Source organism: Asticcacaulis sp. DW145, from assembly GCF_037101385.1.
Lineage (GTDB): Bacteria > Pseudomonadota > Alphaproteobacteria > Caulobacterales > Caulobacteraceae > Asticcacaulis > Asticcacaulis currens.
In genome coordinates this window covers 725407-751975 of record NZ_AP029024.1, presented here as the reverse complement: position 1 = coordinate 751975, position 26569 = coordinate 725407, and the positions used below count along the sequence as shown (strand labels likewise).

Here is a 26569-nt window from a genome sequence, read left to right as displayed (position 1 = left end):
ATGCCATTTTGGTTGAAAATGTGCCCATTAATACGTCTTTAACGACGACTGACACCCGAAAGACACTACAGGAAGTCGTGCCATTTTTCGAACGCAGTTGCCCTACGTCGTCGCTTTCGGGCCGTAAGTTTTCAATAATTAAATGTGCAGAACTGTGGAAAGGGGCTTGCGTTGCGGACGGCTTGTGAGTAGGAGAACGGCCCTGCCCGCGACCACAGGGCGACGTCCACGGACGAAATATACACCTTGATATACGGAGAGGTGGCAGAGTGGTCGAATGTACCGCACTCGAAATGCGGCGTAGGTGCAAGCCTACCGTGGGTTCGAATCCCACCCTCTCCGCCATCAAAACTTACAAACCCGAATTTATTATTTCTGCAGCCCACCCTTCTGATCAAGACCGGTATTTACCGCGCTGGTTGGGGCGGATTCAGAGGAATGCCGCTGGACGCATTGAGCGGCAGCGCGTTGTTTACGCAACACACCTCATCAAAACGACCCAGCCTCTCGACCCACTTCGTCAGGTTGACCGTTTGTGCGGAGGTAAGGGCTGAGGCCTGCCTGTCACGCACGACGACCTGTAAGTTTACGAATACCGGCGGCCAGCCAGCCGGTGACGGTTTTGGGAGCTTCGATATTGCCCCATACCAATCGGTGTGAAGCACGCCGCTGGCGCAGTTCCTCGAAAGGCGGCAACAGAGACAGGCGGCAGGATTCATCAGCCACATAGCGTCCAAGCGCAGGGTTCCAATGAACAGACGGCTCACGTCGCGGAAAATCTTCGGGCAGCAAGCGCACAATCTCATCGTCCACCGTGTTCCATAACCAGGCCAGATCGTGCCGCCCGGCATAGGAGGTGATATAGTTGAGGATGCACCAGTCGTCATGCCCGCGTTCGATGGACAGCCCTCCCTGAAAACTGCGGATACGGTGCTTGTCGGGCGGCTGATGGCGAAGCAGGGCCATATTGACCGTATAGTCGTCGTGCAACCCCTCCAGTTTCGCCTGTTGCCACGCACCTGAACGCAGATTGAAACGCACCAGCCACCCCGTGGCCTCAGTTAAGGCGGCATGGGTGGGATGCGCCGCCTGAGTCGTGCGGACATAGACGATGTCGTCACCCCCAAGCACGAACAGACCCTCCAGAGTCGTTGGTTGGGCAAACGGCAATTGCCCCTTGCCCATTACCACCCCCGTCCGGCTGTCAATAAGATGATAACTGACTGCTGCCGTGTGCCCGCTTTCATCGGGATTGGCCGCGCCGAAAACGGCGATCTTATCTGCGTCGAGCGGTAAAAGGTGGGCCTGCGCGTGGAGCTCGGCAATGTGTTGGAATTGCGCGCCGTCAAAGCGTAACAGGGACGCCCGTGCCTCCGGTGTTACGGGCTGGCGGCCGATCCGCAGGGCGGACGCATTGTGCCACGTCGCCGCCTCATCCGCGCGCACCTTCTGAAACAATACCTGACCGAAGCCGGTAAAGCCCAGATTATCGCCGTGACGGCGTTCGCTGCCGGGAATTTCGGTGACGATCGGCGTGTTGTAATCGCTGATCAGGGCCACGCAACTGCGGTAATCGTCATAAATCTTCTGACGTTTCTGCGGCTTTTGCCATTCCCAATACTGACCACCTTCGATGCCGTAGAGGGGCATAAAACTATGGCCGGCCGCCTGCAGGTCATAAAAGCCCGTGGCATCGACCTCTGTCAGGGGGAAGGTATGCAAATCGACCAGCCCCGATACGTCTTCGCCCGCCTCGTTTTCGAAATCCAGAAAGACCTGACGCACATCCGGCCTCCAGACACCCCCATAGCTTCGATGCCAGTCGTCTTGTGTGGCGATGGGCGGCAATTTGGCCTTCACCGCCTGTTTGCGTCCGGGTTTCATCGATTTGGCGAGGGGTGCCAGACGTTCAAAACCAAAATCTGGTATGTCCTCCGCGTCATCCCATTCGGCCGCTATACCGTTGAGAGCGGCCCGGCAAACAGTCTCTCCCTGCCCGGAGGGCGCGACCAGAAGCCTGTATTCGTCGCCTAGGGTATCAATATTCCAAAGCTCATAGCCATACTCGGCCAGAAACACCGACAGCCGCTCGAAGCAGGTTTCCGGCAGTTCATTGGTCAGCTCATCGCGAAGATGCTCAAAGGCATCGGACTTGAAAAAGGCCAGGTCGGGGTAATGCTCCGGGAAAAAACCCAGATAGTCCCGGCCAACGAACTTCCAGTCGATGCCTATGATGGGGGTATTTTCCAAACTCATCATAATTCAGCCGAAACTTCCCATGTGAGCATCCTGTGGGCGCCCGATCGGTGCAGAAATACCACCCAATCCGACTGCGGGGAAGCCGGAAGGTGGTGTTTTGACCATCAGCAGCCGGTGCTGAAACAGGCGTATTTCGACCTTACGATGCGGCATCTCCAACGGTCTATCCGTCCATTTGACCGCGCAGAAAGTCGATCAGTTCAGGATTGCTGCGTGTGCGCTCAAGAAGCGGCAGAATAATGCGCCACCCGTTATCGCTGTTGGTGAGGATGACTATGCCATCCCCATGGGCACGATCAATCGCGGCGAAGGTGAATGCGCCCGCATCCTTACCCGTATGCAACAGGGTCGTACCGCCGGGAAACCCGAGGAGTTGCCACCCCAGCCCGAAGCCGATCCACGGCGGACAGGTGGCCGCTTTCGCGCCACCACACGTCTGGGGATACAGATCCGCCTGAGACCGGCTGCGTTCAGCCGCGACCCCCGAGGATAGGCCCTTGTCTTGCCATACCGCGATAAGAAAGCGCGCATAGTCGCTGGCCGTGGCGTGGGCCAGATCAGCGGCATTGTAATGGGTAACGGGTTCAACCGGTAGGGTCTTGCCCGTGTCATCATAAGGCGTGGCGAACAGCCCTGACACCCCCTGGGTGGATACATACCCCGACGCACGCATATTGGCAGGTACAAACAGCCAGCGCTTGGCCAGAGCTTCGAATGACTGCCCTGTGCGATGCTCAGCATAGCGTGCCGCATACTGGTAACCTTCGCCCGAATAACCGGTCGTCGTCCCCGGGTCGTGATCAAAGGCAAGGCCCCTGGCATCGCGCCAGTTCGGTAATCCGGTGCGATGACTCAACGCCATGCGAACCGTAAGGCTCTTCCTTCGGGGGTCACTCGCCAAATCGGGATCGCTCCAGTACGCATCCATCGGTTCATCCAGCGAGAGTTTGCCCGCCGATACGAGTCGCAGGATGATCTCTGCGGTCAAGGGCTTGGTCAGCGAAGCCAGATTGTAGCGTGTGGCAACGGTCGCCGCGCGGTCAGGTCCCGCCATACCCCAAGCCTCTGCCGCGACCATGCGACCGTTCCGGATCAGCGCGACCGATGCACTCTCCACGCGGTGTTCGCGTAAGGTCTGGGTCATATCCGGTAAAGTGACGCCCGATCCGGCTTTCGCCAGAGAGGCCTGCGCCAGTGCAGAGACCGCGCCGCACAGGACCGTTCGTTTTGACAACGCAGCAACTTTATTCTTCATATACAACAGCTACAGAGATTATCTGATCTGCACAAGCCTGATGATCTCTATGCCTCAGGTTTAGAAAATGGTCCTTTTAGACTCCGATCCTTTTTAGACTTAGAGACGTCTTTCATCAGAGGGCGTGAATGTCTGCTGATTCCGGAAGTAAATAGGCATTGGCACTGCGGAAGCGAGACACTACCCTCCCCTATTTTTCACAAAAAAAGAGCGGCAGTTGCCTGCCGCTCTCTCTTATTAGTCCCGGTGGGATCAGAAGCTCTTGGAGAGCTTGAGATAGAACTGACGCCCCAGATAGCCTTCGAAATACTGGCTGGACAGGGGGTAGTTACCCAGACGGGTGATCGTGCTGCCATTGCCGAGGACCGTGGGCTTTTCGTCGGTCAGGTTCGAAACCGCTGCGGTCACGTACCAGTCCTTGCCACGATACTGCACGCTCAGATCATGCGTGATAAAGGCTTCGACGTCCGTGCGATATTTGGCGTTCGGGATGATCGAAGTGGGGCTCGTCTTACCCTCTTCACCAAAGCGGCCGAGGTTTTCGGTGTCTCCCGTGTAGTTGAGGGTCCACACAACGCGCCAGTCGTCCTTCTTGAACGAGGTCTGGATGTTACCCACCCAGGCCGGCTGACCCGCAATGCCCTGATAGTCATAGACGACATCGCCGGGGAAGAGCTGCGAGAGATACTCTTCGGTGTGGGTCGCCTGCAGATCAATCAGCAGGTTGCCGAAGTTGAAGTCCTTTTCATAGCTGGCGACGATATCCACACCCTTGGTCGTTTCCGTCGGGATGTTGCGATAGCTGGCGTCGATGACATCGATGCCCTTGTCGGTGGCGCGGCGGCTGAACAGCGTACAGAACTTGTTGGTCGCGAAGTCCACGGCGTTGTAGCACGCCCCGACAACACCCGCACCCGTCGAAGAGATCTGATCGCGAACTTCGATTTTCCAGAAATCGACCGCCAGACGGAAGCCGGTTTCCGGCGGCGTCAGCACGATGCCGTAGGTCGTCGCCGTCGAGGTTTCAGGCTTCAGATCAAGCCCGCCACCGGTCTTCACGATCGCCGACGACCCCCCACCGGCGAAATCCGCCGGAAGGCCTGCCGCAGCGCAGTTGGCGCGGACGCGGTCATTACGCACGAAGCCGCCGTCTTCACCGACCCGACCGTAGTTGATACACGGATCAACCGAAGCCTGTTGCAGGAAGCCGGTCTGGTCCTTCAGGTAAAGCTCGTAAAGCGCCGGTGCGCGGAACGAGGTGCCATGGGTTGCCCGCAGGCGCAGGACATCGTTCAGAGCCCAGTTCAGCCCCAGCTTATAGGTCGTATCGTCACCGACGCTGTCATAGTTCGAGTAGCGACCCGAGGCGTTCAGCTTGAGGTCCTTCACGAGGAAGACATTGTTGACCAGAGGCACTTCGAATTCGGCATAGACTTCCGAAAGCGTGTCAGAGCCCTTGGTAACCCCGGCCGTGGTGCGGCCCCAGATATTCTTCGTCAGCGACAGTTCACCCGGCTGATCGTCGATCTTATCACGACGGAAGCTGACACCGAAGGCGCTGCCGACCGGGCCGGCCGGAAGTGTGAACAGATCGCCCGTGACAGAGCCTTCGAGGATCGTCTGGGTATACTTGGTGGAGCCGTTGTCGCGCGTAAAGTACCAGTCACGAACCGCCTTCGAATAGTTACCGTCCTCAAGACCGGCTTTCGAGAAGAGTTCGGTGAACGGGATACAACCCGCCGGCGCGCCCGTGCCACAGACATTGCCCGGCATCAGTTCAAGCGTGTCCTGATCGGTACCGGTACCCCAGTTCAGGCGATCCAGAATGATTGCGTCGTTGGAATAGGTGCCGTTGCTGACAGAGTGCGACAGATAAACGTCCCACGCCCAGCTGTTCCATTCACCGCGGGCCCCGCCCAGTGCACGCAGGGTGCGTACTTCCTGCTCGGAAGATTGGCGGTACAGGCTGATCGGGTTGGCGCCCATGCCCGGATAGCCGAGTTGCGCGAGAGTCGCATTGACCGGATAGTTGGGAATGATGGAGCGGATAGGCACCGTACCGGTACGGAACGGGTTGATGGTGGACTTTTCGTGCACATAAGGGAAGAATTGGGCGTAGGCCACCTGCTCGGAATTACGCAGGGTGAACATGAGTTCGCTATACAGTTCACCGCCGCCCAGCCAGTCCGGACGATACTCGCCCTGCATGAAAAAGGACAGGCGCTTAACCGGCGATATGATCGTGGCGTCGTGCGACTTCGGATCGTTGAAGCTGCGCTCGGCGTAGGGGATAAAGGCCCAGCCGGGGACGCCTTCCGTAGGCGTGCTGCCCGGCGAGATCTTGCGGCTGCCCCAATAGCTGCTCAGACCAAAGGCGTCGAAGGGCGCGTAAACGCCGACATAGCCTTCGATGCCGTGGGTATAGCACTTGATATTGCCCGTCGTCGGGTCGATCAGGTCGGCGCGCGAACCGTCGGCCTTGTAATAGTTGTCCTGCGGGCAGAGGAAGGCGTCACGATCACCGACCGTCAGCGCATCCTGCTTGAAACCTTCGAGCGACAGGGCCAGGTGCCCCTTATCGAACGACTTGCCCCAGATGGCGCTGAGGTTGGCAGTACCGCCACCGCCGTCCTGCGTGCGGTTCGTCTGGGCCTCAAGGGTCAGGCCTTCAAAGTTCGAGCGCGTGATGACGTTGACCACGCCCGCAACCGCGTCAGAACCGTAGATCGAGGAGGCCCCGTCCTTCAGGATTTCATAGCGCGAAACGAAGGCCGAAGGGATGGTGTTGAGATCGACCGGACCGACCGTACCGCCGACACCGGCGGGGGGCATACGACGACCGTTGATCAGAACCAGCGAGCGCTGGGCACCCAGACCGCGCAGGGAGATGGTGTTGATACCATCGCCGCCACCGACGATATAACCCGTAAAGGTGTTGTTGATCTGACCCGACGAAGCCGCCGTGGTCGAGCTTTGCAGAATTTCGGTCGCTGAGATCAGGCCGGCGGCCGAGGAACGTTCCGCCGTGATCACCGTTACCGGCGACGCCGAAGTGTATTCCTTACCTTTGATGCGCGATCCGGTGATCACGACTTCGGTCGTTTCATCGGCCGCAGGCTCTTCGGTCTTTGCAGGCTGAGCGTCTTGCGCGTTGGCAGCCGCCACGCCGAAGAGGACGCCGGTTAAAACCGTACCAGTTTCCTGTAGAGATGACCACTTAAATGAACGCTGTTTTTTTATGAGAAGGCGCAACAAAGCAAAACTTTAAAGCGAAACATTATGCCGTGGGCGAACACAAAAAACCCCGCCAAGAGTGGCGGGGTTAAGCTAAAGCCCTTTCTCAGAACCGATTCACAGCAAACCGCACTTATCGGACTTGAGGTAGTTTTCGATCAGGGTCAGGCTTTGGGTATGCCACTCCGGACGCCACGGCAGAGTGTGCCACATGTCCTTGATTTCGACATATTGGACATCCTTTCCGGCGGCCTTCATGGCCTTGAAGAACATGCGTGAGTGATCCGTATCGGCCTGACGGTCACGGTCACCGTGATAGAGCAATATAGGGATATTGGCATTGGCGACGTTTTTCAGCGGGTCCATGCCTTTGACCGTATGCCCCTGAACGTCGCGCTGTATGTGGTTGCCGCCCCAGAAACTGCCGAGCCGCTCCAGACTGGAAACCCCGGCGCCGGCAATGGCGCAACGATATGGGCTGTTGGGACGCACGCTGGCCGCTATCGCTGCGAAGCCCCCATAGGAATAGCCGAAGATCGCCATCCGCTTGGGATCGGCAACGCCCTTGGTCACCATAAAGGCGGCCGCGTCGTCATTGTCATCGGACATCTTCTGACCCCACTCGCGGTCACCTGCCTTCCACAGCTTGTCACCCCAGCCTTCGGAGCCCCGGTACTGCGGCTGAATCACCGCGATACCGCGGGTCGCCAGGAATTGCGGCCAGCCCGAACCATCCCAGGTCATTTCATCGCGCGCCCACGGGCCACCATGCGGCAGAACCACGAGCGGCACAGGTCCCTTGGCGGGCGTCCATTCCGGCGGATAGGTGACAATCGCCGGAATATCCAGTCCGTCTCTCGCCTTATAGGTAACGAACTCCCCCTTACCCAAGGATTTGGGGTCGATCCAGGGCCGCTCGTTACCCATCTTGGTCAGGGCACCGTTCTGATAGATATAGTAGTCGGTCGGATAATCGACCGCATCAACGGCAACGACAGCCTTATCGTCGCCGCGATTCACGCGGAACGTGACGTTTTTGCCTGGGAAGGCCGCCTTGACCTGCTTTTGCACGGCAGCCCATTTTTCATCCAGAAACACCTGAATTTCCGCCGGGCCACCCAGATAGATCGCGGACACGGAGTCGAGCTTCTTCTCCGCATAGTTCTGCTTCAGGCCGATGGCCATGATATTGTACTTGTCATTGGCAAAGAGCGGCTCTTCAGAGAAGGTCTTGGCCTTGATGTCGTAGCTGTAGATAGCGCTCTTGTCGCGGCCGCGATTGGTGCGCACAAACAGCTTGTTGGTGTCCGTATCGTAACCCAGTATGGCAAGATCGACCCGTTCTTCGAGGACATAACCCAGTTGCGGGTGATCGACCCACTCTCCGGTGGCCGGATTCTTGATCTGGGTGATGAGGTAGAACTTACCCCCTTCCCGAACATCGACCGCCTGACGGATCAGGGGCTCAGCCGTGGTGAGGTTGACACCGGCCGCAACAAATTCCCACTTCTCGCTGTCCTTGGCGACAAGGCGCGTAGCCCCTGTCTTGCGGCTCAGCTCGTAATATTCCCACGCCCCTTCACCGGGCTTGCGGATAATGACCTTGTCCTCGTCATAGAGGTTGCTGAGCCAGACCGAGGCGGCATCACCGACCGCATTGGCCTCGCTGCGACCGCCTGTCTTGAACGGCTCGATGATGTTCTTGCCGTCGATGTCGGCCATATAGGTTTTGACGGTAAAGCTCAGACGGCCATCACCACGCGTGATCTCCTGTTCGGCGCGGAACAAAATCTTGTCATTGCCGAAAAAGCCGACACCGGTGATGCGATTGGTGGCCGACGGGATCCACACCGGCGGCTTGGCCAGATCAGATGCATCCCACACCGAAATGACCGGCCACTTCTGGTTCGGCGCTGACACGATCGCCGCGACGTGCTTCCCGTCGGGCGAAATGGTGACATTGTTGATCGCCTCGAACTTCGCGAAGGATTCGATAGGTACCGGCGCAGCCATCACTGGGGTAACGACAGCGGCAACCGCCAGACTTGCCGCAAAGGCGAATAACGCACCGGCGCGACGGCGGGCGAAGGGAAGGCCAGTCATGGGAAACTCCGTAACGTCCCTTGGAAAAGTATCCAATGAGCCTTTTTTGAGGCTTGCCGTCAAGCTGCACAACTCAAAAACGCACGTTATTCGCAACCGTTGTAAAAGTCTTCCCGCTCCATCTGCTTGATCCGCAAGTGATATCTGCACCCACTGCCTTCTGGGTCAGATGAGAACAAAGATTTCAAACGACGCTATTCTTTTTGAATGACCGCGTTATTTGAAAATGTCAACTTCGCACGACTTTCGGGCAAGGCAAGGTCCGCCCTCACCGGCAGATGATCCGAGCCGACATCGCGCAAAACCGTCAGTCGGCCGGCCCGCAGACCCTTCGTCAGCACATGGTCGATCTGTATGCCCAGAAGGGCGCGGCCGGTCGGCCAGGTGTGGCGCAGGCCCGATCCCGCTGGCCAGCTCAGTCTGGCGCGCATCAGCGGTCCCATGCTGCCGGACCACAGGGTGGCGTTGAGATCGCCCGTGACGATAACCGGTTTTGTTTCTGAGGCCACCCGCCGGGCCAGATCCGCAATATACAGCCGGTTATCTTCGCTCAGGCTGGCATTGGCGGGTGGCATGGGGTGGGCAACGTAAACCACATAGTCGGCAAAATCGGCGCGCATCAGAGTCATATTGTAGCGCCCGATGCGATAAAGGGTCGGCGTGAAGGGGCGCTTGGCATAAAGCGCCACGCCGAAAACGCCCGCCTCCGGGGCATAGCTGTAAGGATAGGTCGCGCGCAGTTCCTTCAGCCGCTCTATCCACGCCGGAGAGGTTTCAGCGGCGGCAAACAGGTCGGCATTTTCACCTTCGGCCAGCGCAATCACCCGGCCATAGTCGCGATTATCGGCCAGTACATTGCTGAAAACGAGGCTGAGCGGCCGCCCGGCATCGCTCGTCGCGGGCAGGACCGGCCGTTGCATCAGCCGCAGGGCCACAGGGGTCGCGTGCAGCATCAGCACGACAGCGGCAAAACCCATCAAGGCCCGACGCGCCAGACACAGGCTGATGAGCAGCCCCGCCACGGCCAGCACCACAAGCTGCAACCGGAAGGGTACGATCATATCGCCGGGCCAATGCGGCCACAGCGAAATCAGGCCGATCAACAGCCCCGCACTCAGCCCCAGCCCGACCGTAAAGCGCGTATTGCGGCTGAAACCATCGGCCCAACTCAACTCAAAATGACGGGCCATCTGCTCTCCTCGCCGGATCAGAAGGATACCATCTCGGCGTAGACGTCGGGCGTTCCGCAAGCGGTCGCGCCAACCTCCGGTGCAACGCGGCGCGCCACCGCCTGCGCGCAGACATAGGCGGCCCTAGCCTCGCCGGCGGTCACCTCATAACGCGGCACATTGATAATGGCTGTGCGCCCCAGATTGCCATTGAGCCCGGCTATATATTGCGTGATGGGCATGTAACCTTTGGCGCTCAGGGCCTGTTGGCGGTAGGTCGTGGCCTTTACCGGGTCGGCGGGCGTGCCCTGTAGCCCGTACTGATAGACCAGCGAGGTCGAAAACTGCGCGCGGGCGTCGCCGCTGGCGGCCCTGGTTTCCAGTTCAGCCACCGGCACACTCAGCGCATCGCGCAGCAGCGAGCGCCCGCCCGAATGACTGGCCACGGGCACAGAGGCGCATCCGGACAGTGCGATACACAGCATTAAGGAAACGGCCAGAACCTCGCTACGCATACATCCCCCGTTGCGATGCGTGATGGCGCATTCGTCGTCGCCAGCAGGCTTCATCCTACCCCTTCCCTCGCCCCCTGTCACCCATGTGCCGCGCCACGATTCGTTCCGGACGAAACCATCTGTACGACCTCTGGGCCACGCCTTTGCGAAAATGTCGCACAATCCTGCAACAGTGCTGGACAAACGCCGCCCTTCGCGCAAAAGAGGGGCGAACCTCCACCGCCCATAAAGCCAGATATTTAAGAGGCGACACCCATGACCTTCGTCGAATCCGATACGCTGAAGCGCGTTAAGCCCTCCCCCACCCTCGCCGTGACCGCCAAGGCGCGCGAACTGGCCCGTCAGGGCAAGAAGGTCATTTCGCTGGGTGCGGGTGAACCGGATTTCGACACGCCGGAAAACATCTGCGATGCCGCCATCAAGGCGATCAAGCGCGGCGAAACCCGCTATACCGACGTCGATGGCATCCCGGAACTGAAGGCGGCCATCGTCGAGAAGTTCAAACGCGAAAATGGCCTGGAGTACAAGACGACGCAGGTGTCGGTGTCGCCGGGCGGCAAGCCGGTCATCTATAACGCCCTGATGGCCTCGGTGAATGTCGGCGACGAAGTGATCATCCCGGCCCCATACTGGGTGTCCTATCCGGACATGGTGCTGCTGGCCGGCGGTACGCCGGTGTTCGCCGTCGGTGAAATGTCCACGGGCTTCAAGCTGAAGCCGGAAACGCTGGAAGCCGCCATCACGCCCAAGACCAAGTGGCTGATCCTCAACTCGCCGTCCAACCCGTCGGGCGCCGCCTATACCGAGGCCGAGTTGAAAGCGCTGGGTGAAGTGCTGAAGCGTCATCCGCAGGTGTGGATCCTGACCGACGACATGTATGAGCACCTGACCTTTGATGGCTTCAAATACACCACCATCGCTCAGGTCTGCCCGGAGCTTTATGACCGCACCCTGACCATGAACGGCGTGTCGAAGGCCTATTCGATGACCGGCTGGCGCATCGGCTATGCGGCCGGGCCTGAGCCGCTGATCAAGGCGATGTCAAAGATTATCTCGCAATCGACCTCCAACCCCTGCTCGATCGCGCAGTGGGCCGCCGTCGAAGCGCTCAACGGGCCGCAAGACTTTATCCCGGAGCGCGCCGCCGTGTTCCAGAAGCGCCGCGATCTAGTCGTCGCCGGGCTGAACGCCTGCGAAGGCATACACTGCCCGACGCCGGAAGGCGCCTTCTATGTCTATCCGTCGATCGAAGGCCTGATCGGCAAGACCGCCCCGTCGGGCAAGGTCATCCAGACCGACGAGGACTTCGCTTCGGAACTGCTGCAACAGGAAACCGTGGCCGTGGTGCACGGCGCGGCCTTCGGCCTGTCGCCCTTCTTCCGTATCTCCTACGCGACGTCGGAAGCGGTGCTCACCGAGGCCTGCGAGCGTATCCAGCGCTTCTGCGCCTCGCTGAAGTAAGCCGGTACGGGCACCGCGTCTGCGCAGCCATTCGACCCTATCCCTTCACCCGGCCTCAGCGCCTTACGGAGCGGAGGCCATCCTCCTCCTGCCGGGGCGAGGATGCGTTGAGGTGCGCCTGTGACGCAGTGGCTTCTCTCTCCCCTCGCCTGTCTGAGCATTGTCGCCATCGCGGCGGGCCTGGCGGCGCTGCTGGCACAACTGGCCATCCGCGGCGGGCCGGTCGATATTCCGCGTGAGCGCGGGGCGCACAAGGCTCCGACCCCGACCAGCGGCGGGCTGGCCGTCATGGCCGCCAGCGGACTGGCCATCGCTTTTGGCGTTTTAGAACTTTCCGTTCATGTGCCGCAGACCGGCCTGTGGCTGTTTGGCTTTGCCGCTCTGGCCGGGTTGTCGGGGGCGATTGACGACGTGCTGGATCTGCCTGCCAAGGCGCGTCTGCTGTTTCAGATCATCCTGTGTGCGGGTTTTGCCAGCCTCTATCCGGTGCATGAGCTGATCCTCGCCCCCGGCCTGACTCTGGCCGTGCCGTTTCCGCTGGGGGTGCTGGCCGCAACCGCGTGGCTGGTGCTGGGGCTGAATGCCATCAATTTCATGGACGGGTCGAACGGTCTGGCTATCGGTACGCAGGCCGTGTGCCTGCTGATCTATGCCGGGTTTGTGCTGGCCTTCGGGTCGCAGCCCGTGTCGATGCTGGGCGGTGTGCTGCTGGTGTTTTTAGCCACCGGCGGGGCCTTTGGCGGGCTATTGCCGTTCAACCTGCCGCTCAACCGCGTGTTTCAGGGCGATGCCGGGTCGCTGTTCGGCGGGGCGCTGGTGACCGGCGGGGCGCTGGTCCTCAGCACGCATCAGATCGCCTCGATCTGGCTGGGCGGCTTCCTGCTGGCCCCGCTGCTGGTCGATGTGCTGCTCACCCTGATCTGGCGCGCGCGGCGTAAACGCAACCTGTTTGAGGCGCACAAGGACCACCTCTATCAGCAGTGGCTGATCCACCGCGACCCGGATCATGGGCGTCTGGCGCTGAAAGTCTGGGGACTGTGCGCCGTGTCGTGCGCCATTGGCACAGGGGCCCGCCTGATCGGCATAACCACCGGCGTCGAACTGCGCTTTGCCGCCCTGTGCCTTGTGGTCGCCGCCCTGTGCTATGGCTGGTTCAGAGTACGCAAAACGCTCACAGCGTGAGCGTTTTTTGCAGCTCAGACGCCGCATGGCTCGCCGCATAAGCGGCGGCGGGTGGTCGCCCTTGCCAAACCTTGATGCGTAAGGCGCATCAAGGTTTGGAGTTCAATATAAGCCCAAAAAACAGATCGTCTTCGACCGTGCCGTCGGGCAGGTGGACGCGCCCTTTCAGCCGCCCCTCCCGCACAAAGCCCAGACTTTCATAGAGGGCGATGCCGCGCGCATTGCCTTCGCGACACAGAAGCTCGATGCGCCGGATGTGCGTTTTCTGGCGGCTATGGGCAATCAACGCCTCAAACAGGCGACGCCCGATCCCCTGCCCCTGCGCCGAGGGCGACACGGCCACGGTCAGGTCGCTGAGGACGTGGGCAAATTGCTTCGGCATCGGCGCGATGGCGTGGATTTCCCCGACGCAGCGCCCGTCACTTTCGGCGATCAGACACACCCCGCGCGTCAGGGCCGCCGTCAGGTTGCCGGTAATATAGTCCGCCGTAATCTCGGCTTCGGTACGCGCCAACCCGCCGCTTAGGCGCGCAACGTCGCGATACAGCGTCAGAATGGCGTCGGCATCGGCGGCGGTGGCCGGTCGGATCTCAGTCTTCATCTTCGCCCAAAGGTTTCTGGCGGCCGGATTTGATGCCCGACCGGATGGATTTGGCCACCAGACGCCGGCGCACCGCCCCTTGCGTCGGTTTGGTCTTGATGCGCGGCGGCGGTGGCGGGGCGGCCGCGCGTTGCAGCAGTTCAACAAAGCGTTCGCGCGCCGCCTTGCGGTTCATATCCTGCGTGCGGTGGGTCTGTACGAACAGGACCAGCACGCCGTCCTGCGTCACGCGCCGCCCGCCCAGCGCGATCAGGCGCTGCTTGACCTCATAGGGGATCGTCTGGTTTTCCCATATCGAAAAGCGCAGCTCAACGGCGGTCGAGACCTTGTTGACATTCTGCCCGCCCGCACCGGATGCGCGCACAAAGCTCTCGCTCAGTTCGGCCTCATCGACAGAGATTTTGGGCGTAATGAAGATCATGACTTTTCTTTTTGACGCGCATCTGGACCCGAAAACCGCTGCACACTTTTCGGGATGCGCTTGCATAACAAAAATGCGCCCGATCTGAACCTGCCAAATCGAGCGCATCCTGATTTTGTTTGGCGCGGACGGCCCACCCGCTCCCAGTTACGGGTGCAGGGGCCGTGCCCCTGCATTTTTTAACACCTCATGTGCATCCGAAAAGTGAGACCACTTTTCGGCATGAGGCTCAATCCTCCAGCGAGGCCGAGATCATCCACAGGTGCTTTTCGTGGCTGCCGAGGCGCACGGTCAGGAGGTCCACCGTGGGGTCGTCGCTGGCCTCTTCGGCGACTTTCAGCGCGTTTTTCAGCGTGGCGATCAGGGTCTTGTGTCCTTCGGCCAGCTCTTTCAGCATCTCATTGGCCGATTTGGTGGCATCGCCTTCCTTGATCGAAGACAGGTTGCCAAAGGCCGCGCCCGACATGGGGGCCAGTTCGCCCAGGGCGCGGATGCGCTCGGCGATTTCGTCCAGCGCCGTCCACATCTCGGTGTACTGGGCCATGAACATGGCGTGCAGGCTGTTGAACTGCGGCCCGCGCACATTCCAGTGATAGCCGTGCGTCTTCAGATAGAGGTTATAGCTGTCGGCCAGCACCTTCGACAGTTCGAGGCAGACGGGGGTGTCAGGCGTTTCGGCGGCTTTCGGCATAATGGTTACCCTTATAAACAGACGTCCTCAGCGATATGCGCACCTCGTTATAAAGTTTCAATGACCCATAACCGACAATTCCGGTTTTCACGGATTTTGTGAAACCCCGGCGAGACACATCCCCAAAGCGATACAATATGTGATGGTTTTTTTACGGGGTGGCCTTGCAATGATCGGCCAAAGGCGTATTTTAATGCCACTTATGCTGAAAATGAGCATAAGGGTCACCGGAGCGGTCCGGCGGCGCGAGGAGACGAATAAAATGCTGCACAGCAAAAACCCGATCGTGGACGAAGCCCTTGGCGCGCTGGCCTTTACGCCCGACATCGAGGCGGAAACCGCAGAGATTTACGCGCGCCTCAAGGGCAAGGTGTCGCCCATTGAATGGCAGATTCAGGCCCCGCTGATCGCGGCCATCAACCGTCTCAAGCGTGAGACAAACGCCGTCGTTCTGGCGCACAACTATATGACGCCCGACATCTTCCACGGCGTCGGCGACTATGTGGGCGACTCGCTCGGTCTGGCGCGCGAAGCCGCAAAGTCGGACGCGAAGATCATCGTGCAGGGCGGCGTGCACTTCATGGCCGAAACCTCGAAGATTCTGGCCCCGGAAAAGACCGTGCTGATCCCCGACCTGCGCGCCGGCTGTTCGCTGGCCTCCAGCCTGACGGGCGAACAGTTGCGCCTGATCAAGCAGCGCTACCCCGGCCTGCCGGTCGTCTCCTACGTCAACACCACCGCCGATGTGAAGGCCGAAACCGACATCTGCTGCACCTCCGCCAATGCGGTGCAGGTGGTCGAATGGGCGGCGAAGGAATGGGGCGTGGACCGCGTCATTCTGGTCCCCGATGAGTTTCTGGCCCGCAACGTGGCGCGGCAAACAAACATCGGCATCATCGCCTATAAAGGCGCGTGCGAAGTGCACGAACGTTTCAATGCGCAGGACATTGCCGAAGTGCGCGCCGCCCACCCCGACGCGGTGGTGCTGGGCCACCCGGAATGCCCGCCGGACGTGATCGCCGCCTGTGACTTCACCGGCTCGACCACGGCCATGGCCGACTATGTGATGCAGAACAAGCCGAAACAGGTGGTGCTGATCACCGAATGTTCCATGGCCGATAATGTCACGGCTGATGCGGGCGAAGGCGTTGAGTTCTTGCGGCCGTGCAATCTGTGCCCGCATATGAAGCGCATCACGCTGGAAGGCATCTATGCCTCGCTGCTGACTATGACGCACGAAGTGACGGTGGACGCCGCCATTATCGACAAGGCGCGCTTGTCGGTGCAGCGCATGATCGACATGCCGCCTACCATCACCCCGGCCCGCTACGATATGATCAAGGCCCGCCACCATGTCGATGTCGAGTTGATAAGTTAAATCTCCCTCTCGTCTCCCCTGTGGGGAGAAGGTGGCCGACGCGAAGCAGAAGCCGGATGAGGGGGAGTCAGGGGCACAGGTATGGCCCCCTCACCCCAACCCTCGCCCCGTACACGGGGAGAGGGGTTTGAAAAGGCGCTGAAAATGCCTGAAGTTTACATCCATAACGGTCCGCTGATCATCGGTGCAGGGCTGGCCGGGCTTTCGGTCGCGCTTAATGCCGCGCCGCAGCCGACTCTGGTGCTGGCCCCGGTCGAGCTGGGTGCCGCCTGTTCTTCGGCCTGGGCGCAGGGCGGTATCGCGGCGGCCCTGTCGCCGCAGGATTCCCCCGAAGCGCACGCGCAGGACACGCTGATCGCCGGGGCGGGCATCAATGACCTTGCCGCCACCCACGCCCTGACTGGCATGGGGCCGGACGTGGTGCGTCGCCTCAACGCCATCGGCGCGCCCTTCGACCACCATGCAGACGGTTCGTTCGTGCTCAACCGCGAAGCCGCGCACGGCCTTGCCCGCGTAGCGCGCGTCGGCGGCGATCTGGCCGGCAAGAAGATTTTGGAGGCCGTAGTCGTCGCCGCGAAGGCCGCGCAGCATATCGACATCTGGGAAGGGGCGGTCGCCACCGGCCTGATCCGATCCGACGCCCAGACGGTCATCGGGGCCGTGGTCGAACGCGGCGGTCGCCCGATTGAGGTCTTTGCCCCCGTCGTGGTGCTGGCGTCAGGCGGATCGGGCGGGTTATTTGCTGTGACCACCAACCCGGCCAATCTGCGCGGCGAAGGCATGGCCATGGCCGCTCTGGCCGGAGCCGAAATCGCCGATCCGGAATTCGTTCAGTTCCACCCGACGGCCATCAATATAGGGGCCGACCCCGCCCCTCTGGCGACCGAAGCCCTGCGCGGCGAAGGCGCGACCCTGATCACCAAGGACGGCTATCGTTTTGCCTTTGACGATCACCCGGACGGCGAGCTGGCCCCGCGTGACATTGTGGCTCGCGCCGTGCACCGCGCCAATACGACTCTGGGGGGGGCCTTCCTCGATTGCCGCGAAGCAATAGGCGAGCACTTCCCGCAAGAATTTCCGACCGTCTTCGCCTCGTGTATGGCGGCGGGAATTGACCCGCGCACGACGCCCATCCCGGTCGCCCCGGCGGCGCACTATCACATGGGCGGCATCCGCACCGATATCGACGGCCAGACCAGCCTGACAAACCTGTTTGCCGTTGGTGAATGTGCGTCCACCGGTGTGCACGGGGCCAACCGTCTGGCGTCGAACAGCCTTCTGGAGGCCGCTGCCTTTGGGGAGCGCGTCGGTCGCAAGGTTGCTGAGGTCGCGGCGCGCACCACATTCGCGCCCGATACGGCACAGGCGCAGCGCCCCCTGACGCCACCACGCCTGACGCCCCAGGCGCTCAAAACCCTGCGTACCGCCATGCAGGCGCACGCCGCCGTCATCCGTGACGAAACGGGCCTCAAAACCCTGCTGGAAACGCTCACGGGGCTGGAGGCCGCGTTCAAAGGTGCGTTACCTCTGGTCGCGGCGCGCCTGATAGCGCAATGCGCCTTGCAAAGGCGTGAGAGTCGCGGTTCTCATTATCGTCAGGACTATCCCGAAACGGCCGCAGAGGGGCAGCGCACCTTCATCCGTTTGACAGAGGGTGGCCTTATACAGATGGAACCCCAGAAGGAAGTGGCCTGAGATGTACATTACCGGACTGCCTGATCTGCTCATCGAACCCGTGGTCCGCGACGCCCTGCGCGAGGATCTGGGGCTGGCCGGTGACGTCACCGCCGACGCCGTCATACTGCCGCGCGCACGCTTCAAGGCGGAGTTCAAGGCCCGCGAAGCCGGTATCCTCTCTGGCATCGACTGCGCCCGTCTGGCCATGAACCTGATGGACCCGCATATCCGTTTTGAGATCGTCAAGCCCGACGCCGCTGAGGTGGTGGCCGGCGACGTCATCGCCCGCGTCGAAGGCAATGCGCGTGCCATTCTGGCGGCCGAGCGCGTGGCGCTGAACCTGCTGTCTCATCTGTCGGGCGTAGCGACCCTGACGCGCACCTATGTACGTCTTGTCGCCGACCTGCCGACGCGCATCGCCTGCACGCGCAAGACCCTGCCGCTGCTGCGTGGCCTTCAGAAACACGCCGTCAAGTGCGGGGGGGGGCACAACCACCGCTACGGGCTGGACGACGCCATCCTGATCAAGGACAACCATATCGCCATCTGCGGCGGGGTCGAAAAGGCGCTGGAACTGGCCAAGGCCTCCGCCGGTCATACCATGAAGATCGAGGTCGAGGTCGATTCGCTGGCCCAGCTTAAACAGGCCCTGCCGTTCCGGCCGGACGTAGTAATGCTCGACAACTTTACGCTGGAGCAATTGCGCGAAGCGGTTGCGCTGGTCAAGGGCGAGACCATTCTAGAAGCATCTGGCGGCGTCAATCTTGATACGGTGCGCGCCATTGCGGAAACCGGGGTGGATGTGATCAGCGTGGGTGCCCTCACCCACTCGGCCCCGGTCTTCGATATCGGGCTTGATGCGGTTTAAAACACAGTTTTTGAACGAAACCAGCTCTAAGCCTCAGCCTTGACCCCACGGTTTAGACGCGCCGAGACCCACTGGCTCAGCGGGCGATCGACCCCTGCCTCGAACACGAACGCTGCGGCGATCGCCGCCACCACACACAGGCCCCAGCTCAGCCAGTGCAGCGGCTCCGGCAGGGCAAAACGGTGGACCAGCATCCCGTCCATCCCCAGCGCGATGGCGCCGACGACCGAGTGGATGAGGAACAGGGCGTAGGCGGCGCGCCCCATTCGCTTGGTCAGAGGGGTTTCGGGCAGACTTACCCCCGCCGACAGCACCAGAACCGCCGCAAGCGCCCCCAGAATAATGAAATCCGACAGGGTATGGCGCGGCAGGCTGGCCAGACCGACGACGATCAGACCGCTGAGGGCCATGCCGGCCGCATAGATGCGGGGCGATACGGCGACCCCGGCGGTCAGTCGCTCCATCAGCGCGCCAATAAAAAACAACGGCAGGGCACGCACAAGCCCGTAACGAAATGGCAAATCGACAAAGGAGTGGCCGATCAGGGCCGCGAGAGCCAGCGCCAGAGACAGCGCGGCGAGCAGCCCGGTGATCAACGCCATGCGCCGCCAGCGGAAGACCGAACCGGCGCACAGGCTGAAGACGCTGTAGCAAACGACCAAAGCCGACAGGGTCCAGGTCGGCACGTTCCACCCCGGTGTGTCGCTGAGGCCCCAGCCATGAATCAGGATCAGTTGCTCGCAGAAGGCCCAGACCGTGTATTTTTCGGCATGGCCGGGCGGATGGCCCTGCATGGTCGCTACCCCCACGACCAGCAGCATCAGCAGGAGCGCCACGATGTGCGACGGCCACAGGCGCAGGACCCGGCGGCTGACGAAGTTCACCGGGCTGACGCGCTGTTCCGCCAGGCGCGGCCCATAGGCGCGCATAAGGATGAAGCCGGACAGCATGAGGAAGAAATCGGTGGCCAGCCAGCCCTGAGTCATGACCGGGGCCAGTTCACCCAGGGGGCGGGGAGCCGATTCGCCGAAGTGAAACAGTAGGATAAAGCCCGCCGCCAGAAAGCGCAGAACATCCAGACTGGCCCCGCCGGCTCTGGGCAGGGGGGCGGTGGGGGTAACGCTAACGCTCATCCTGTGGGGCTCATCCTCTGGTCCCGTCAGGATAAGCAGCGCAGTCTGAAAGATATGGTTAAAATGGACTAAGGCTGTATGTGATCGGGAGCGACGGTGCGCGCCATAACAGACAACCCCGGCACGAACCGCGCCGGGGTTGTTTTCGCATCGCATTGGCAATCCGGCCGCCAGGGGCCGCTAAGTGCCAGTCTTACTTCTTCTCAGGCGTCGTCGGTGCCGGCGGCGTGCGCTTGATGCCCGCCTTTTCGCCCGGCTTCATAAACTTGACCAGAACGCGCTGACCGATCAGCAGCGGCGCGGCATCGGCGGTGACCACGACTTCGACGACGCGTTCATCCGAGGCTTCGTTGCCGCTGTCGGACAACAGCTTGCGCGAGCCGAAGGTCGCGGCCATGCGCTTCACCGAACCGACATAGACCTTGGTCTGATCGGTTTCCGGCACGATCTCGACCTCTTGCCCCGGCTTGACGTCGGGGATGGAGCTTTCGACGATTTCCGAACGCACGATGCGTTCGGCATTGGCCGGGACCAGCTGGAACATGGTCGAAACGTTCAGGGTCGACGTCCCCGAACCGGGGTTGGCGAAACGACGGATGATGCGGCCATCCATCGGGGCGCGCACATAGGTCTGTTCCAGATCGAAATTGGCCTGCGCCAGGGCGGCCTGCGCCGATTGCACCGACGCCTGTTGCGCCGCCAGACGCGCCTCGGCCTCACGGATCAGGTCGGCCTGCGCGTCGAGCTTCTGACCGGCGACGAAATTGGTCGCGGCCAGCTTCTGATAGCGGGCATATTCCCGCTTGGCGGTGTCGATATTGACCTCGGTCAGGCGCATGGCGGCCTGTGCCTCAACGACATTGGCGCGGGCGCGCTGCACGGCCAGTTGCGCCGTGTCGGCTTCCTGACGGGCCAGAACCTGCCCCTTTTTCACGTCGTCGCCTTCCTGGACCAGCACCTCGTGCACGACGCCGGCGCGGCGGGCGGCGACTTCGATGACGCCGCCTTCGACGTCGGCCTTACCGTTGGCGATGGCCGCATAGGGCGAGACGATGGGCTTGGCCGCCGCCGCTTCGCCCTTTTTGGCGTCCTTGCCACCGGGGGCCGGAGGGTTACAAGCCGCCAGGCTGAGGATGGCCGGGGCCGCCAGAAGGAGGAGCAGTGCCTTTGACGGGCGTTTGCGGGTCGGGAGGGAGGAAGGAGAGGTGCGCATGGTATATCGTTCTCTGATCAGGCGTGGGGGGCGGAAGGCGGAACGTCTTCAGGCCTGTTGACAAAGGTGTCGCTGAGGATCTGGCCGTCTTCCATATGAATAACACGGTCGGCATAGGCTTCGAGTCGCGGGTCGTGGGTCACCACAATGACCGCGGCGCCGTGCTCCTTGGCTGCCCGGTGCAAGAGCTTGATGACCACCTGCCCGGACACGGAGTCCAGAGCCGAGGTCGGTTCGTCGGCAAACAGCAACTGCGGGTTCTTGGAAAGCGCGCGGGCGATGGCGACGCGCTGCTTTTCGCCGCCGGACAGGGCCGAAGGCGTCTGCTTCAGACGCTTGTCGAGACCCACCTCGGTCAGGGCCTGAACCGCGCGCTTTTTCGCCTCGCCCTTTTTCACCTTGCAGTATTTGAGCACCTGCTCGACCTGCTGGGTGGCATTGAGCGCGGGGAAGAGGTTGAAGCCCTGAAAGATGAAGCCGCAGTGATCGAGACGAAACTGGTCGATCTTGGCCTTTTTCTTCTTCCACAGGCTTTCACCCAACGCGATCACTTCGCCTTCGTCAGGCTTCATCAGGCCCGACAGGGCAGCAATCAGGGTCGATTTACCCGATCCCGACGGCCCCATGACCATGGTTACCTGACCATGATAAGCGGTGAAATTCACTTCCTTGAGCACCGGCTGCTTGATCTTGCCGATTTTGTAGCTCTTGGTCAGCCCTTTGGCTTCGATAGCAAGTTTTCCGGTCATCGCAGCAGATCCGCAGGTTGGCTCTTCTTGAGCACGCCAAGCGACAGAAGGCCGGAAATGACGGCGATCGTCAGCAACATGATGGCGATGGTGATGATCGACCACAGGGGATAGAACATGGTCAGGCCCACCGCATTGGCCAGCGCGGTCACGCCCACCAGCAAGATACCCGTCATCAGCAGGCCCGCGACCCCGACCCAGAAGCTCAGCTCCATGATAATCAGGTTAAGGTTGCCCATCGACACTCCCAGTGCCCGCAGCGACGCGAACTCTTTGATATTGGCCAGAATAGCCCCCTGTAGCGTCTGCCAGGTGATGACAACCCCGATGAAAACACCGACGATCAGCATAAAGCCCAGCATGATGACGATAAAGGATTCCTTGAACATCTCGGCCTGATTTTCGCGGGCCAGATCTTCTCGGGTCCAGGCGCGGAACTGCTTGTTACCCATGTCGTTCAACTCCTTGGCCACGATCGCCGCCCGCGCAGGATCGCGCAGCTTGACCAGAAGCGAACCGACGCGCGGCCCTTCGTCATAAAGATTGAGGAGCTTGGCCGTCTGACGCGACATGAAGACCATCGAGTTGAACAGGCTGGGATAGTTGGTGATGGTAGCGCGCACATTGACCGTGCGGCCGTTCATCTGCGCCTTATCGCCAACCTTGACCCCCAGCTTGGCCAGAGAGGTGGCATCGACGACGACCGAATAAGGTTCCTGAAGCGCCAGAATGACGTCTTCGGGGAAATCGTTCGGCAGGGTCACCGCGCCCGCAATGGGGTCTACAATAATGACCTGTACGCCGTCGCGCTTGGCCGACTGCCCCGGCGAGGGGAAGTTCGCCCACATTGCCCAGCGCTGGGTATAGGGCATGACCTCCACTACTTCGGGGTGCTGATAAAGGGTCGGGATATTGCGGCGCGGCTGGCTTGAGCCAAAACCCTGCGAGTCGGGCGGCAGCACCATGAGGTCGGCGGGCGAACGGTCGATGGTCGCGGTAAAGTTCTTACCGATCCCCATGAACATGCCGACCAGCGACAGCACTAGCAGACCCGCCACAGCCAGCGCTATGACTGCGGCCATGTAGCGCCGCCATTCATAGATAAGCGTAGATAGAGCCAAAGACATATAAAAGTTTCCCCAGGCGACGGGCGGCGAGCGGATATCTCCGGCCCCTTGCGCGCCTAAATCAGATGAGAAACGACCGCCCTTCCGGCACCCGTGCCGGACGTGCCCCGCCCTCTTCGTCCTAACATCGTTAGTTTCATCCTCCACGTCCAATTAATTCCACGTAACGAAAGCGAAAGCACCGGGCGGATACATCGCGGCGCGCAGCGCTTAAGGCACTTTTTGCCGCCTGCACCGCCCAGCCACGCCCATCTTCCGTTTTTACCCAACAAATTCAGTATATTGAATTTTTCACCCGACTGGCATGGCTCTTGCTTCTTCAAAAACATGGTTAATGCCCGCCGTCGCTGAAGGAGGCCGACAATGGATAATGCGAGCTATGTCGCCCTGTCGCGTCAGTTGGTTCTGCGCCGCGAACTGGACGTAACGGCCAACAATCTGGCCAACATGAACACCAATGGCTACAAGTTCGAGCAGTTGCTGATCGAACCCGAAGAGGGCCGCCCCGCCTACAACCTGCCGATCAAGGCCCCGGCCAATTTTGCCTATGACAAGGGCGTCGGGCGCGACTTTTCGCAAGGGGCCCTGACCCCGACGGGCGGGGATTACGACGTGGCCATCGAAGGCGAAGGGGCGTTTTTCGTCATTAACGGCGCCAATGGCCCGCTCTATACCCGCGACGGTGCCTTTACCGTGTCGCCGCAGGGCGTGCTGGTCACCGGTGACGGCCTGCCCGTGCAGGGCGACGGCGGCGAAATCCGCCTCAACCCCGAATTCGGTGCCCCCTCCATCTCCGCTGACGGCGTGGTCTCGCAGCGCAGCACCGACGGCTCGATCCGCATTGGCAAGATCAATGTGGTGCGATTCGCCAGCCTGTCGGCCCTGCAAAAACAAGGCGATAATCGTTTCCGCGCCACCACCAACACCCCGCCCGACCCGGCCACCGATGTGCGCCTGCGGCAGGGGATGATCGAAAATTCAAACGTCAACGCCCTGAGCGAAGTCACCCGACTGGTCGAAATCAACCGCGCCTATGCCTCGGTCAGCAAGATCATCGAACAACAGGCCGAACTGAACCGCAGCGCCGTCGAGCGCTTGGGTAAGGCGGCTTAAGGAGTATAACCCATGCGTGCTTTGAGAACCGCCACCACCGGCATGTCGGCTCAGCAGCTCAATGTCGATACCATCTCGCACAACATCGCCAACATGAACACGGTCGGCTTCAAGAAGCAGCGGGCCGAGTTTCAGGACCTGCTGTATCAGAATGTCGAGCGCATGGGCGCGCAGTCGTCAGAGGCCGGCACGGTCGTGCCCACCGGTATTCAGGTCGGCGGGGGTGTGAAGACCGGCAGCGTCTATCGCATCCTGACGCAGGGCTCACCCACCCGTACCGACAATCCTTACGACATCATGGTCGATGGCCGCGGCTATTTTCAGGTGCTGATGCCGTCGGGCGAAACCGCCTATACCCGTGCCGGGAACTTTGCCGTCAACGATCAGGGGCAACTGGTCACCGATGACGGTTACCTGGTTCAGCCGCAGATCACCCTGCCGCAGGACAGCAAGGAAGTGACCATTTCCAAGACCGGTCAGGTCTCGGTCACGCAGGACGGGGTCACGGCCCCCACTGTGGTCGGTCAGCTTCAGATCGCCAGTTTCTTCAACGAAGCAGGCCTCGATGCCATCGGCGACAACCTGTTTCTGGAGTCCGGTGCGTCGGGTGCGGCCAATATCGGCACGCCGGGCAGTGTCGGCTTCGGCACCCTGATGCAGGGCTATACCGAAGCCTCCAACGTCGATGCGGTGTCGGAAATCACCTCCCTGATCGTCGCGCAGCGCGCCTACGAAATGAATTCGAAGGTCATCAAGACCGCCGACGACATGCTGTCGGTGACCAGCAACCTCCGCAGCTGATAGGGGCCACCCATGCACCGTTCGGTCTATATGCTGATGCTGACCGGGGCCGCGGCCCTCAGCCTGCTCGGACTTACCGCCGCCCCCGTTCAGGCGCAGGACACACTGGTTCTGAAGGCGCAGGTGACCGATGGCGACGGTCGGATCACGTTGGGCGACCTGTTCGACAATGCGGGCCCCGCTGCCGATGTGGTGGTGGGCACACGCGTCGGGCCCATCGCTGTCCTCGATGCCGGTGAGGTGCAGGCCCGGGCGCGTCAGGCCGGTCAGTCCTGGCCCAATCCGCAGGGGCTGCGCCGCATTATCGTCAGCGCCGGGGCCGATGGGGCGTCTGCGACGCAGATCCGCGCCGGGGCCGATGGGGCGTCTGCGACGCAGATCCGCGCCGAGGCCGGGCGCACCAAGGAGGTTCTGGTCTTCACCCGCGCCCTCAGCGCCGGGGAGATCGTGGCGCCGACCGACATCGCCTGGCAGCCGGTGCAGGCGCATCTGACCGGCGGCAGCCTGATCAGCGATCCCGAAACCGCCATCGGCAAGACGGTGCGTACACCCGTGCGCGAAGGGGGCGTCGTGCGCCCCGGCGACCTGACCGCCCCGGTGGTGGTGAAGCGCACCGAAATGGTCAAGGTCAGCTGGCAGCTCAACGGCATCAGCCTGTCCATGACCGGCCCGGCCCAGAAGGACGGCGCGATCGGCGACCTGATCCTTGTGCAGAACCCGCAGTCGAAAAAGCTCATCGAGGCCGTCGTCACCGGTCCGGGCAGCGCCGCCGCCGGCGACACGGCCCAAAACCTGCGCGCCCGCGCCCTCTATTCCTCCCGTTAAGGCAGACCCATGCGTTTCCCCGTTCTTGTCACCGTTGCTGCCCTGTCTGCCGCCGCCCTGTCGGGTTGCGCCAGCGTCAACGAAGCCGTCAACGGCCCGTCCCTGCAACCGATGGGCTTTCCGGCACAACTGGTGCCGCAGCAGCAGATCTATGCCACGCCGGAATCGACCTCGGCCTCGGCCAATTCGCTGTGGCGCACGGGGGCCAAGGCCTTCTTCAAGGACCAGCGCGCCCGCCACGTCGGCGACATCCTGACCGTAACCATCGACATCGACGACAAGGCGCAGACCCAGAACACCACCTCACGCAAGCGTGACGGCAAATACAGCGGGGCCATCCCCAAGGTGTTCGGTCTGGAATCGTCTCTTGGGAAAATTCTGCCCAGTGAGTACAATCCTTCGTCTGGCCTGTCGAACAACTCCTCCACCGAATTTTCCGGCAGCGGCAGCGTCAACCGCTCGGAAAAGATCTCGCTCACCGTCGCCGCCATCGTCACCGGCGTGCTGCCCAACGGCAATCTGATCATTCAGGGCTCTCAGGAGGTGCGCACCGACCGCGAGGTGCGCGAACTGATCGTCTCCGGCATCGTCAATCCGCAGGACATCTCCTCGGCCAATATCATCAAGCATACGCAACTGGCCGAAGCGCGCATCTCCTATGGCGGGCGCGGCGACGTCAGCCGCATGATGGCCGCACCGGCGACGCAAAACCTGATGGAAAAGTTTTCACCGTTTTAATTGGGATGCGCCGACATGCCGCTACAGCGCCGCCTCTGACTATAGTGGCGGCGCGG

At 61.3% G+C, this 26569-nt stretch carries 22 protein-coding genes and 1 tRNA gene; 10 read left to right on the top strand and 13 right to left on the bottom strand.

Annotated elements, in window-relative coordinates; all coding sequences use genetic code 11:
- Positions 1 to 255: 255 nt before the first annotated feature.
- Positions 256 to 345 (top strand) — tRNA-Ser (locus AACH73_RS03470).
- 219 nt (positions 346 to 564) lie between these two features.
- On the opposite strand, the gene AACH73_RS03465 is transcribed toward AACH73_RS03470, so the two are convergent.
- The 6 genes from AACH73_RS03465 to AACH73_RS03440 form a co-directional block, all read right to left on the bottom strand.
- Positions 565 to 2259, bottom strand: a complete 1695-nt coding sequence (locus tag AACH73_RS03465) for a hypothetical protein (protein ID WP_272740601.1) — start codon at positions 2257 to 2259, stop codon at positions 565 to 567.
- 163 nt (positions 2260 to 2422) lie between these two features.
- Entirely contained in the window at positions 2423 to 3493 is a 1071-nt protein-coding gene (locus AACH73_RS03460; RefSeq protein WP_272740602.1) for a serine hydrolase domain-containing protein, read from the bottom strand.
- Between the two features lie 273 nt (positions 3494 to 3766).
- A complete protein-coding gene (locus AACH73_RS03455) occupies positions 3767 to 6679 on the bottom strand; it encodes a TonB-dependent receptor (RefSeq protein WP_338735428.1) in 2913 nt (970 codons plus the stop codon).
- Positions 6680 to 6865: 186 nt separating this feature from the next.
- A complete protein-coding gene (locus AACH73_RS03450) occupies positions 6866 to 8851 on the bottom strand; it encodes a prolyl oligopeptidase family serine peptidase (RefSeq protein WP_338735427.1) in 1986 nt (661 codons plus the stop codon).
- A gap of 194 nt (positions 8852 to 9045) precedes the next feature.
- Entirely contained in the window at positions 9046 to 10041 is a 996-nt protein-coding gene (locus AACH73_RS03445; protein WP_338735426.1) for an endonuclease/exonuclease/phosphatase family protein, read from the bottom strand.
- Between the two features lie 17 nt (positions 10042 to 10058).
- Positions 10059 to 10589, bottom strand: coding sequence for a hypothetical protein (locus AACH73_RS03440; RefSeq protein WP_338735425.1), 531 nt, complete (start codon positions 10587 to 10589; stop codon positions 10059 to 10061).
- A gap of 201 nt (positions 10590 to 10790) precedes the next feature.
- Between AACH73_RS03440 and AACH73_RS03435 the strand changes: the two genes are divergently transcribed.
- Positions 10791 to 11996, top strand: coding sequence for a pyridoxal phosphate-dependent aminotransferase (locus AACH73_RS03435; RefSeq protein WP_338735424.1), 1206 nt, complete (start codon positions 10791 to 10793; stop codon positions 11994 to 11996).
- Between the two features lie 120 nt (positions 11997 to 12116).
- A complete protein-coding gene (locus AACH73_RS03430; RefSeq protein WP_272740608.1) occupies positions 12117 to 13178 on the top strand; it encodes a glycosyl transferase family 4 family protein in 1062 nt (353 codons plus the stop codon).
- Between the two features lie 88 nt (positions 13179 to 13266).
- Here AACH73_RS03430 and AACH73_RS03425 read toward each other — a convergent pair whose 3' ends face one another.
- The 3 genes from AACH73_RS03425 to AACH73_RS03415 all read right to left on the bottom strand — a co-directional run bounded on the left by AACH73_RS03425 (position 13267) and on the right by AACH73_RS03415 (position 14891).
- On the bottom strand, positions 13267 to 13779 hold the full coding sequence (locus AACH73_RS03425) for an N-acetyltransferase (protein WP_338735423.1): 513 nt from the start codon (positions 13777 to 13779) through the stop codon (positions 13267 to 13269).
- On the bottom strand, positions 13769 to 14200 hold the full coding sequence (gene arfB / locus AACH73_RS03420) for an alternative ribosome rescue aminoacyl-tRNA hydrolase ArfB (protein ID WP_272740610.1): 432 nt from the start codon (positions 14198 to 14200) through the stop codon (positions 13769 to 13771). The genes AACH73_RS03425 and arfB overlap by 11 nt, the downstream gene beginning before the upstream one ends.
- Before the next feature lie 229 nt (positions 14201 to 14429).
- Positions 14430 to 14891 (bottom strand): Dps family protein, encoded by a 462-nt coding sequence (locus AACH73_RS03415; RefSeq protein ID WP_272740611.1) that lies wholly within the window; start codon positions 14889 to 14891, stop codon positions 14430 to 14432.
- 262 nt (positions 14892 to 15153) lie between these two features.
- Between AACH73_RS03415 and nadA the strand changes: the two genes are divergently transcribed.
- The 3 genes from nadA (at position 15154) to nadC (ending at position 18814) form a co-directional block, all read left to right on the top strand.
- Positions 15154 to 16269, top strand: a complete 1116-nt coding sequence (nadA, locus tag AACH73_RS03410) for a quinolinate synthase NadA (RefSeq protein WP_338735422.1) — start codon at positions 15154 to 15156, stop codon at positions 16267 to 16269.
- 144 nt (positions 16270 to 16413) lie between these two features.
- Positions 16414 to 17964, top strand: coding sequence for an L-aspartate oxidase (locus AACH73_RS03405; protein WP_338735421.1), 1551 nt, complete (start codon positions 16414 to 16416; stop codon positions 17962 to 17964).
- A gap of 1 nt (position 17965) precedes the next feature.
- The gene (gene nadC, locus AACH73_RS03400; protein WP_272740614.1) at positions 17966 to 18814 is read left to right on the top strand and encodes a carboxylating nicotinate-nucleotide diphosphorylase; all 849 of its coding nucleotides are present in this window, start codon (positions 17966 to 17968) and stop codon (positions 18812 to 18814) included.
- Between the two features lie 26 nt (positions 18815 to 18840).
- On the opposite strand, the gene AACH73_RS03395 is transcribed toward nadC, so the two are convergent.
- The 4 genes from AACH73_RS03395 to AACH73_RS03380 form a co-directional block, all read right to left on the bottom strand.
- A complete protein-coding gene (locus AACH73_RS03395; RefSeq protein WP_338735420.1) occupies positions 18841 to 19947 on the bottom strand; it encodes an acyltransferase in 1107 nt (368 codons plus the stop codon).
- Positions 19948 to 20140: 193 nt separating this feature from the next.
- Positions 20141 to 21160: an efflux RND transporter periplasmic adaptor subunit gene (locus tag AACH73_RS03390; RefSeq protein WP_272740616.1), complete on the bottom strand. Its 1020-nt coding sequence runs from the start codon at positions 21158 to 21160 to the stop codon at positions 20141 to 20143.
- A gap of 17 nt (positions 21161 to 21177) precedes the next feature.
- Positions 21178 to 21909, bottom strand: a complete 732-nt coding sequence (locus AACH73_RS03385; RefSeq protein WP_272740617.1) for an ABC transporter ATP-binding protein — start codon at positions 21907 to 21909, stop codon at positions 21178 to 21180.
- Entirely contained in the window at positions 21906 to 23036 is a 1131-nt protein-coding gene (locus tag AACH73_RS03380; protein WP_272740618.1) for an ABC transporter permease, read from the bottom strand. Before AACH73_RS03380 ends, AACH73_RS03385 begins: the two co-directional genes overlap by 4 nt.
- Positions 23037 to 23399: 363 nt before the next feature.
- Here AACH73_RS03380 and flgF point away from each other — a divergent pair, with 363 nt between their 5' ends.
- The 4 genes from flgF to flgH are packed head-to-tail and all read left to right on the top strand — an operon-like array spanning position 23400 to position 26513.
- A complete protein-coding gene (flgF, locus tag AACH73_RS03375; protein ID WP_338735419.1) occupies positions 23400 to 24149 on the top strand; it encodes a flagellar basal-body rod protein FlgF in 750 nt (249 codons plus the stop codon).
- Positions 24150 to 24161: 12 nt separating this feature from the next.
- A complete protein-coding gene (flgG, locus tag AACH73_RS03370; protein ID WP_272740620.1) occupies positions 24162 to 24950 on the top strand; it encodes a flagellar basal-body rod protein FlgG in 789 nt (262 codons plus the stop codon).
- A 12-nt stretch (positions 24951 to 24962) separates the two neighbouring features.
- Positions 24963 to 25775, top strand: coding sequence for a flagellar basal body P-ring formation chaperone FlgA (gene flgA, locus AACH73_RS03365; protein ID WP_338735418.1), 813 nt, complete (start codon positions 24963 to 24965; stop codon positions 25773 to 25775).
- A 9-nt stretch (positions 25776 to 25784) separates the two neighbouring features.
- The gene (gene flgH / locus AACH73_RS03360; RefSeq protein WP_338735417.1) at positions 25785 to 26513 is read left to right on the top strand and encodes a flagellar basal body L-ring protein FlgH; all 729 of its coding nucleotides are present in this window, start codon (positions 25785 to 25787) and stop codon (positions 26511 to 26513) included.
- The last annotated feature ends 56 nt before the right edge of the window (positions 26514 to 26569 follow it).

Coding starts and splice junctions, on each gene's coding strand:
- AACH73_RS03415 (WP_272740611.1), bottom strand. CDS start 14,891: ATGCCGAAAGCCGCCGAAACGCCTGACACCCCCGTCTGCCTCGAACTG.
- nadC (WP_272740614.1), top strand. CDS start 17,966: ATGTACATTACCGGACTGCCTGATCTGCTCATCGAACCCGTGGTCCGC.
- AACH73_RS03435 (WP_338735424.1), top strand. CDS start 10,791: ATGACCTTCGTCGAATCCGATACGCTGAAGCGCGTTAAGCCCTCCCCC.
- arfB (WP_272740610.1), bottom strand. CDS start 14,200: ATGATCTTCATTACGCCCAAAATCTCTGTCGATGAGGCCGAACTGAGC.
- flgG (WP_272740620.1), top strand. CDS start 24,162: ATGCGTGCTTTGAGAACCGCCACCACCGGCATGTCGGCTCAGCAGCTC.
- AACH73_RS03465 (WP_272740601.1), bottom strand. CDS start 2,259: ATGATGAGTTTGGAAAATACCCCCATCATAGGCATCGACTGGAAGTTC.
- AACH73_RS03390 (WP_272740616.1), bottom strand. CDS start 21,160: ATGCGCACCTCTCCTTCCTCCCTCCCGACCCGCAAACGCCCGTCAAAG.
- flgA (WP_338735418.1), top strand. CDS start 24,963: ATGCACCGTTCGGTCTATATGCTGATGCTGACCGGGGCCGCGGCCCTC.
- AACH73_RS03445 (WP_338735426.1), bottom strand. CDS start 10,041: ATGGCCCGTCATTTTGAGTTGAGTTGGGCCGATGGTTTCAGCCGCAAT.
- AACH73_RS03395 (WP_338735420.1), bottom strand. CDS start 19,947: ATGAGCGTTAGCGTTACCCCCACCGCCCCCCTGCCCAGAGCCGGCGGG.
- AACH73_RS03385 (WP_272740617.1), bottom strand. CDS start 21,909: ATGACCGGAAAACTTGCTATCGAAGCCAAAGGGCTGACCAAGAGCTAC.
- AACH73_RS03440 (WP_338735425.1), bottom strand. CDS start 10,589: ATGAAGCCTGCTGGCGACGACGAATGCGCCATCACGCATCGCAACGGG.
- AACH73_RS03380 (WP_272740618.1), bottom strand. CDS start 23,036: ATGTCTTTGGCTCTATCTACGCTTATCTATGAATGGCGGCGCTACATG.
- AACH73_RS03450 (WP_338735427.1), bottom strand. CDS start 8,851: ATGACTGGCCTTCCCTTCGCCCGCCGTCGCGCCGGTGCGTTATTCGCC.
- AACH73_RS03425 (WP_338735423.1), bottom strand. CDS start 13,779: ATGAAGACTGAGATCCGACCGGCCACCGCCGCCGATGCCGACGCCATT.
- flgF (WP_338735419.1), top strand. CDS start 23,400: ATGGATAATGCGAGCTATGTCGCCCTGTCGCGTCAGTTGGTTCTGCGC.
- flgH (WP_338735417.1), top strand. CDS start 25,785: ATGCGTTTCCCCGTTCTTGTCACCGTTGCTGCCCTGTCTGCCGCCGCC.
- AACH73_RS03405 (WP_338735421.1), top strand. CDS start 16,414: ATGCCTGAAGTTTACATCCATAACGGTCCGCTGATCATCGGTGCAGGG.
- nadA (WP_338735422.1), top strand. CDS start 15,154: ATGCTGCACAGCAAAAACCCGATCGTGGACGAAGCCCTTGGCGCGCTG.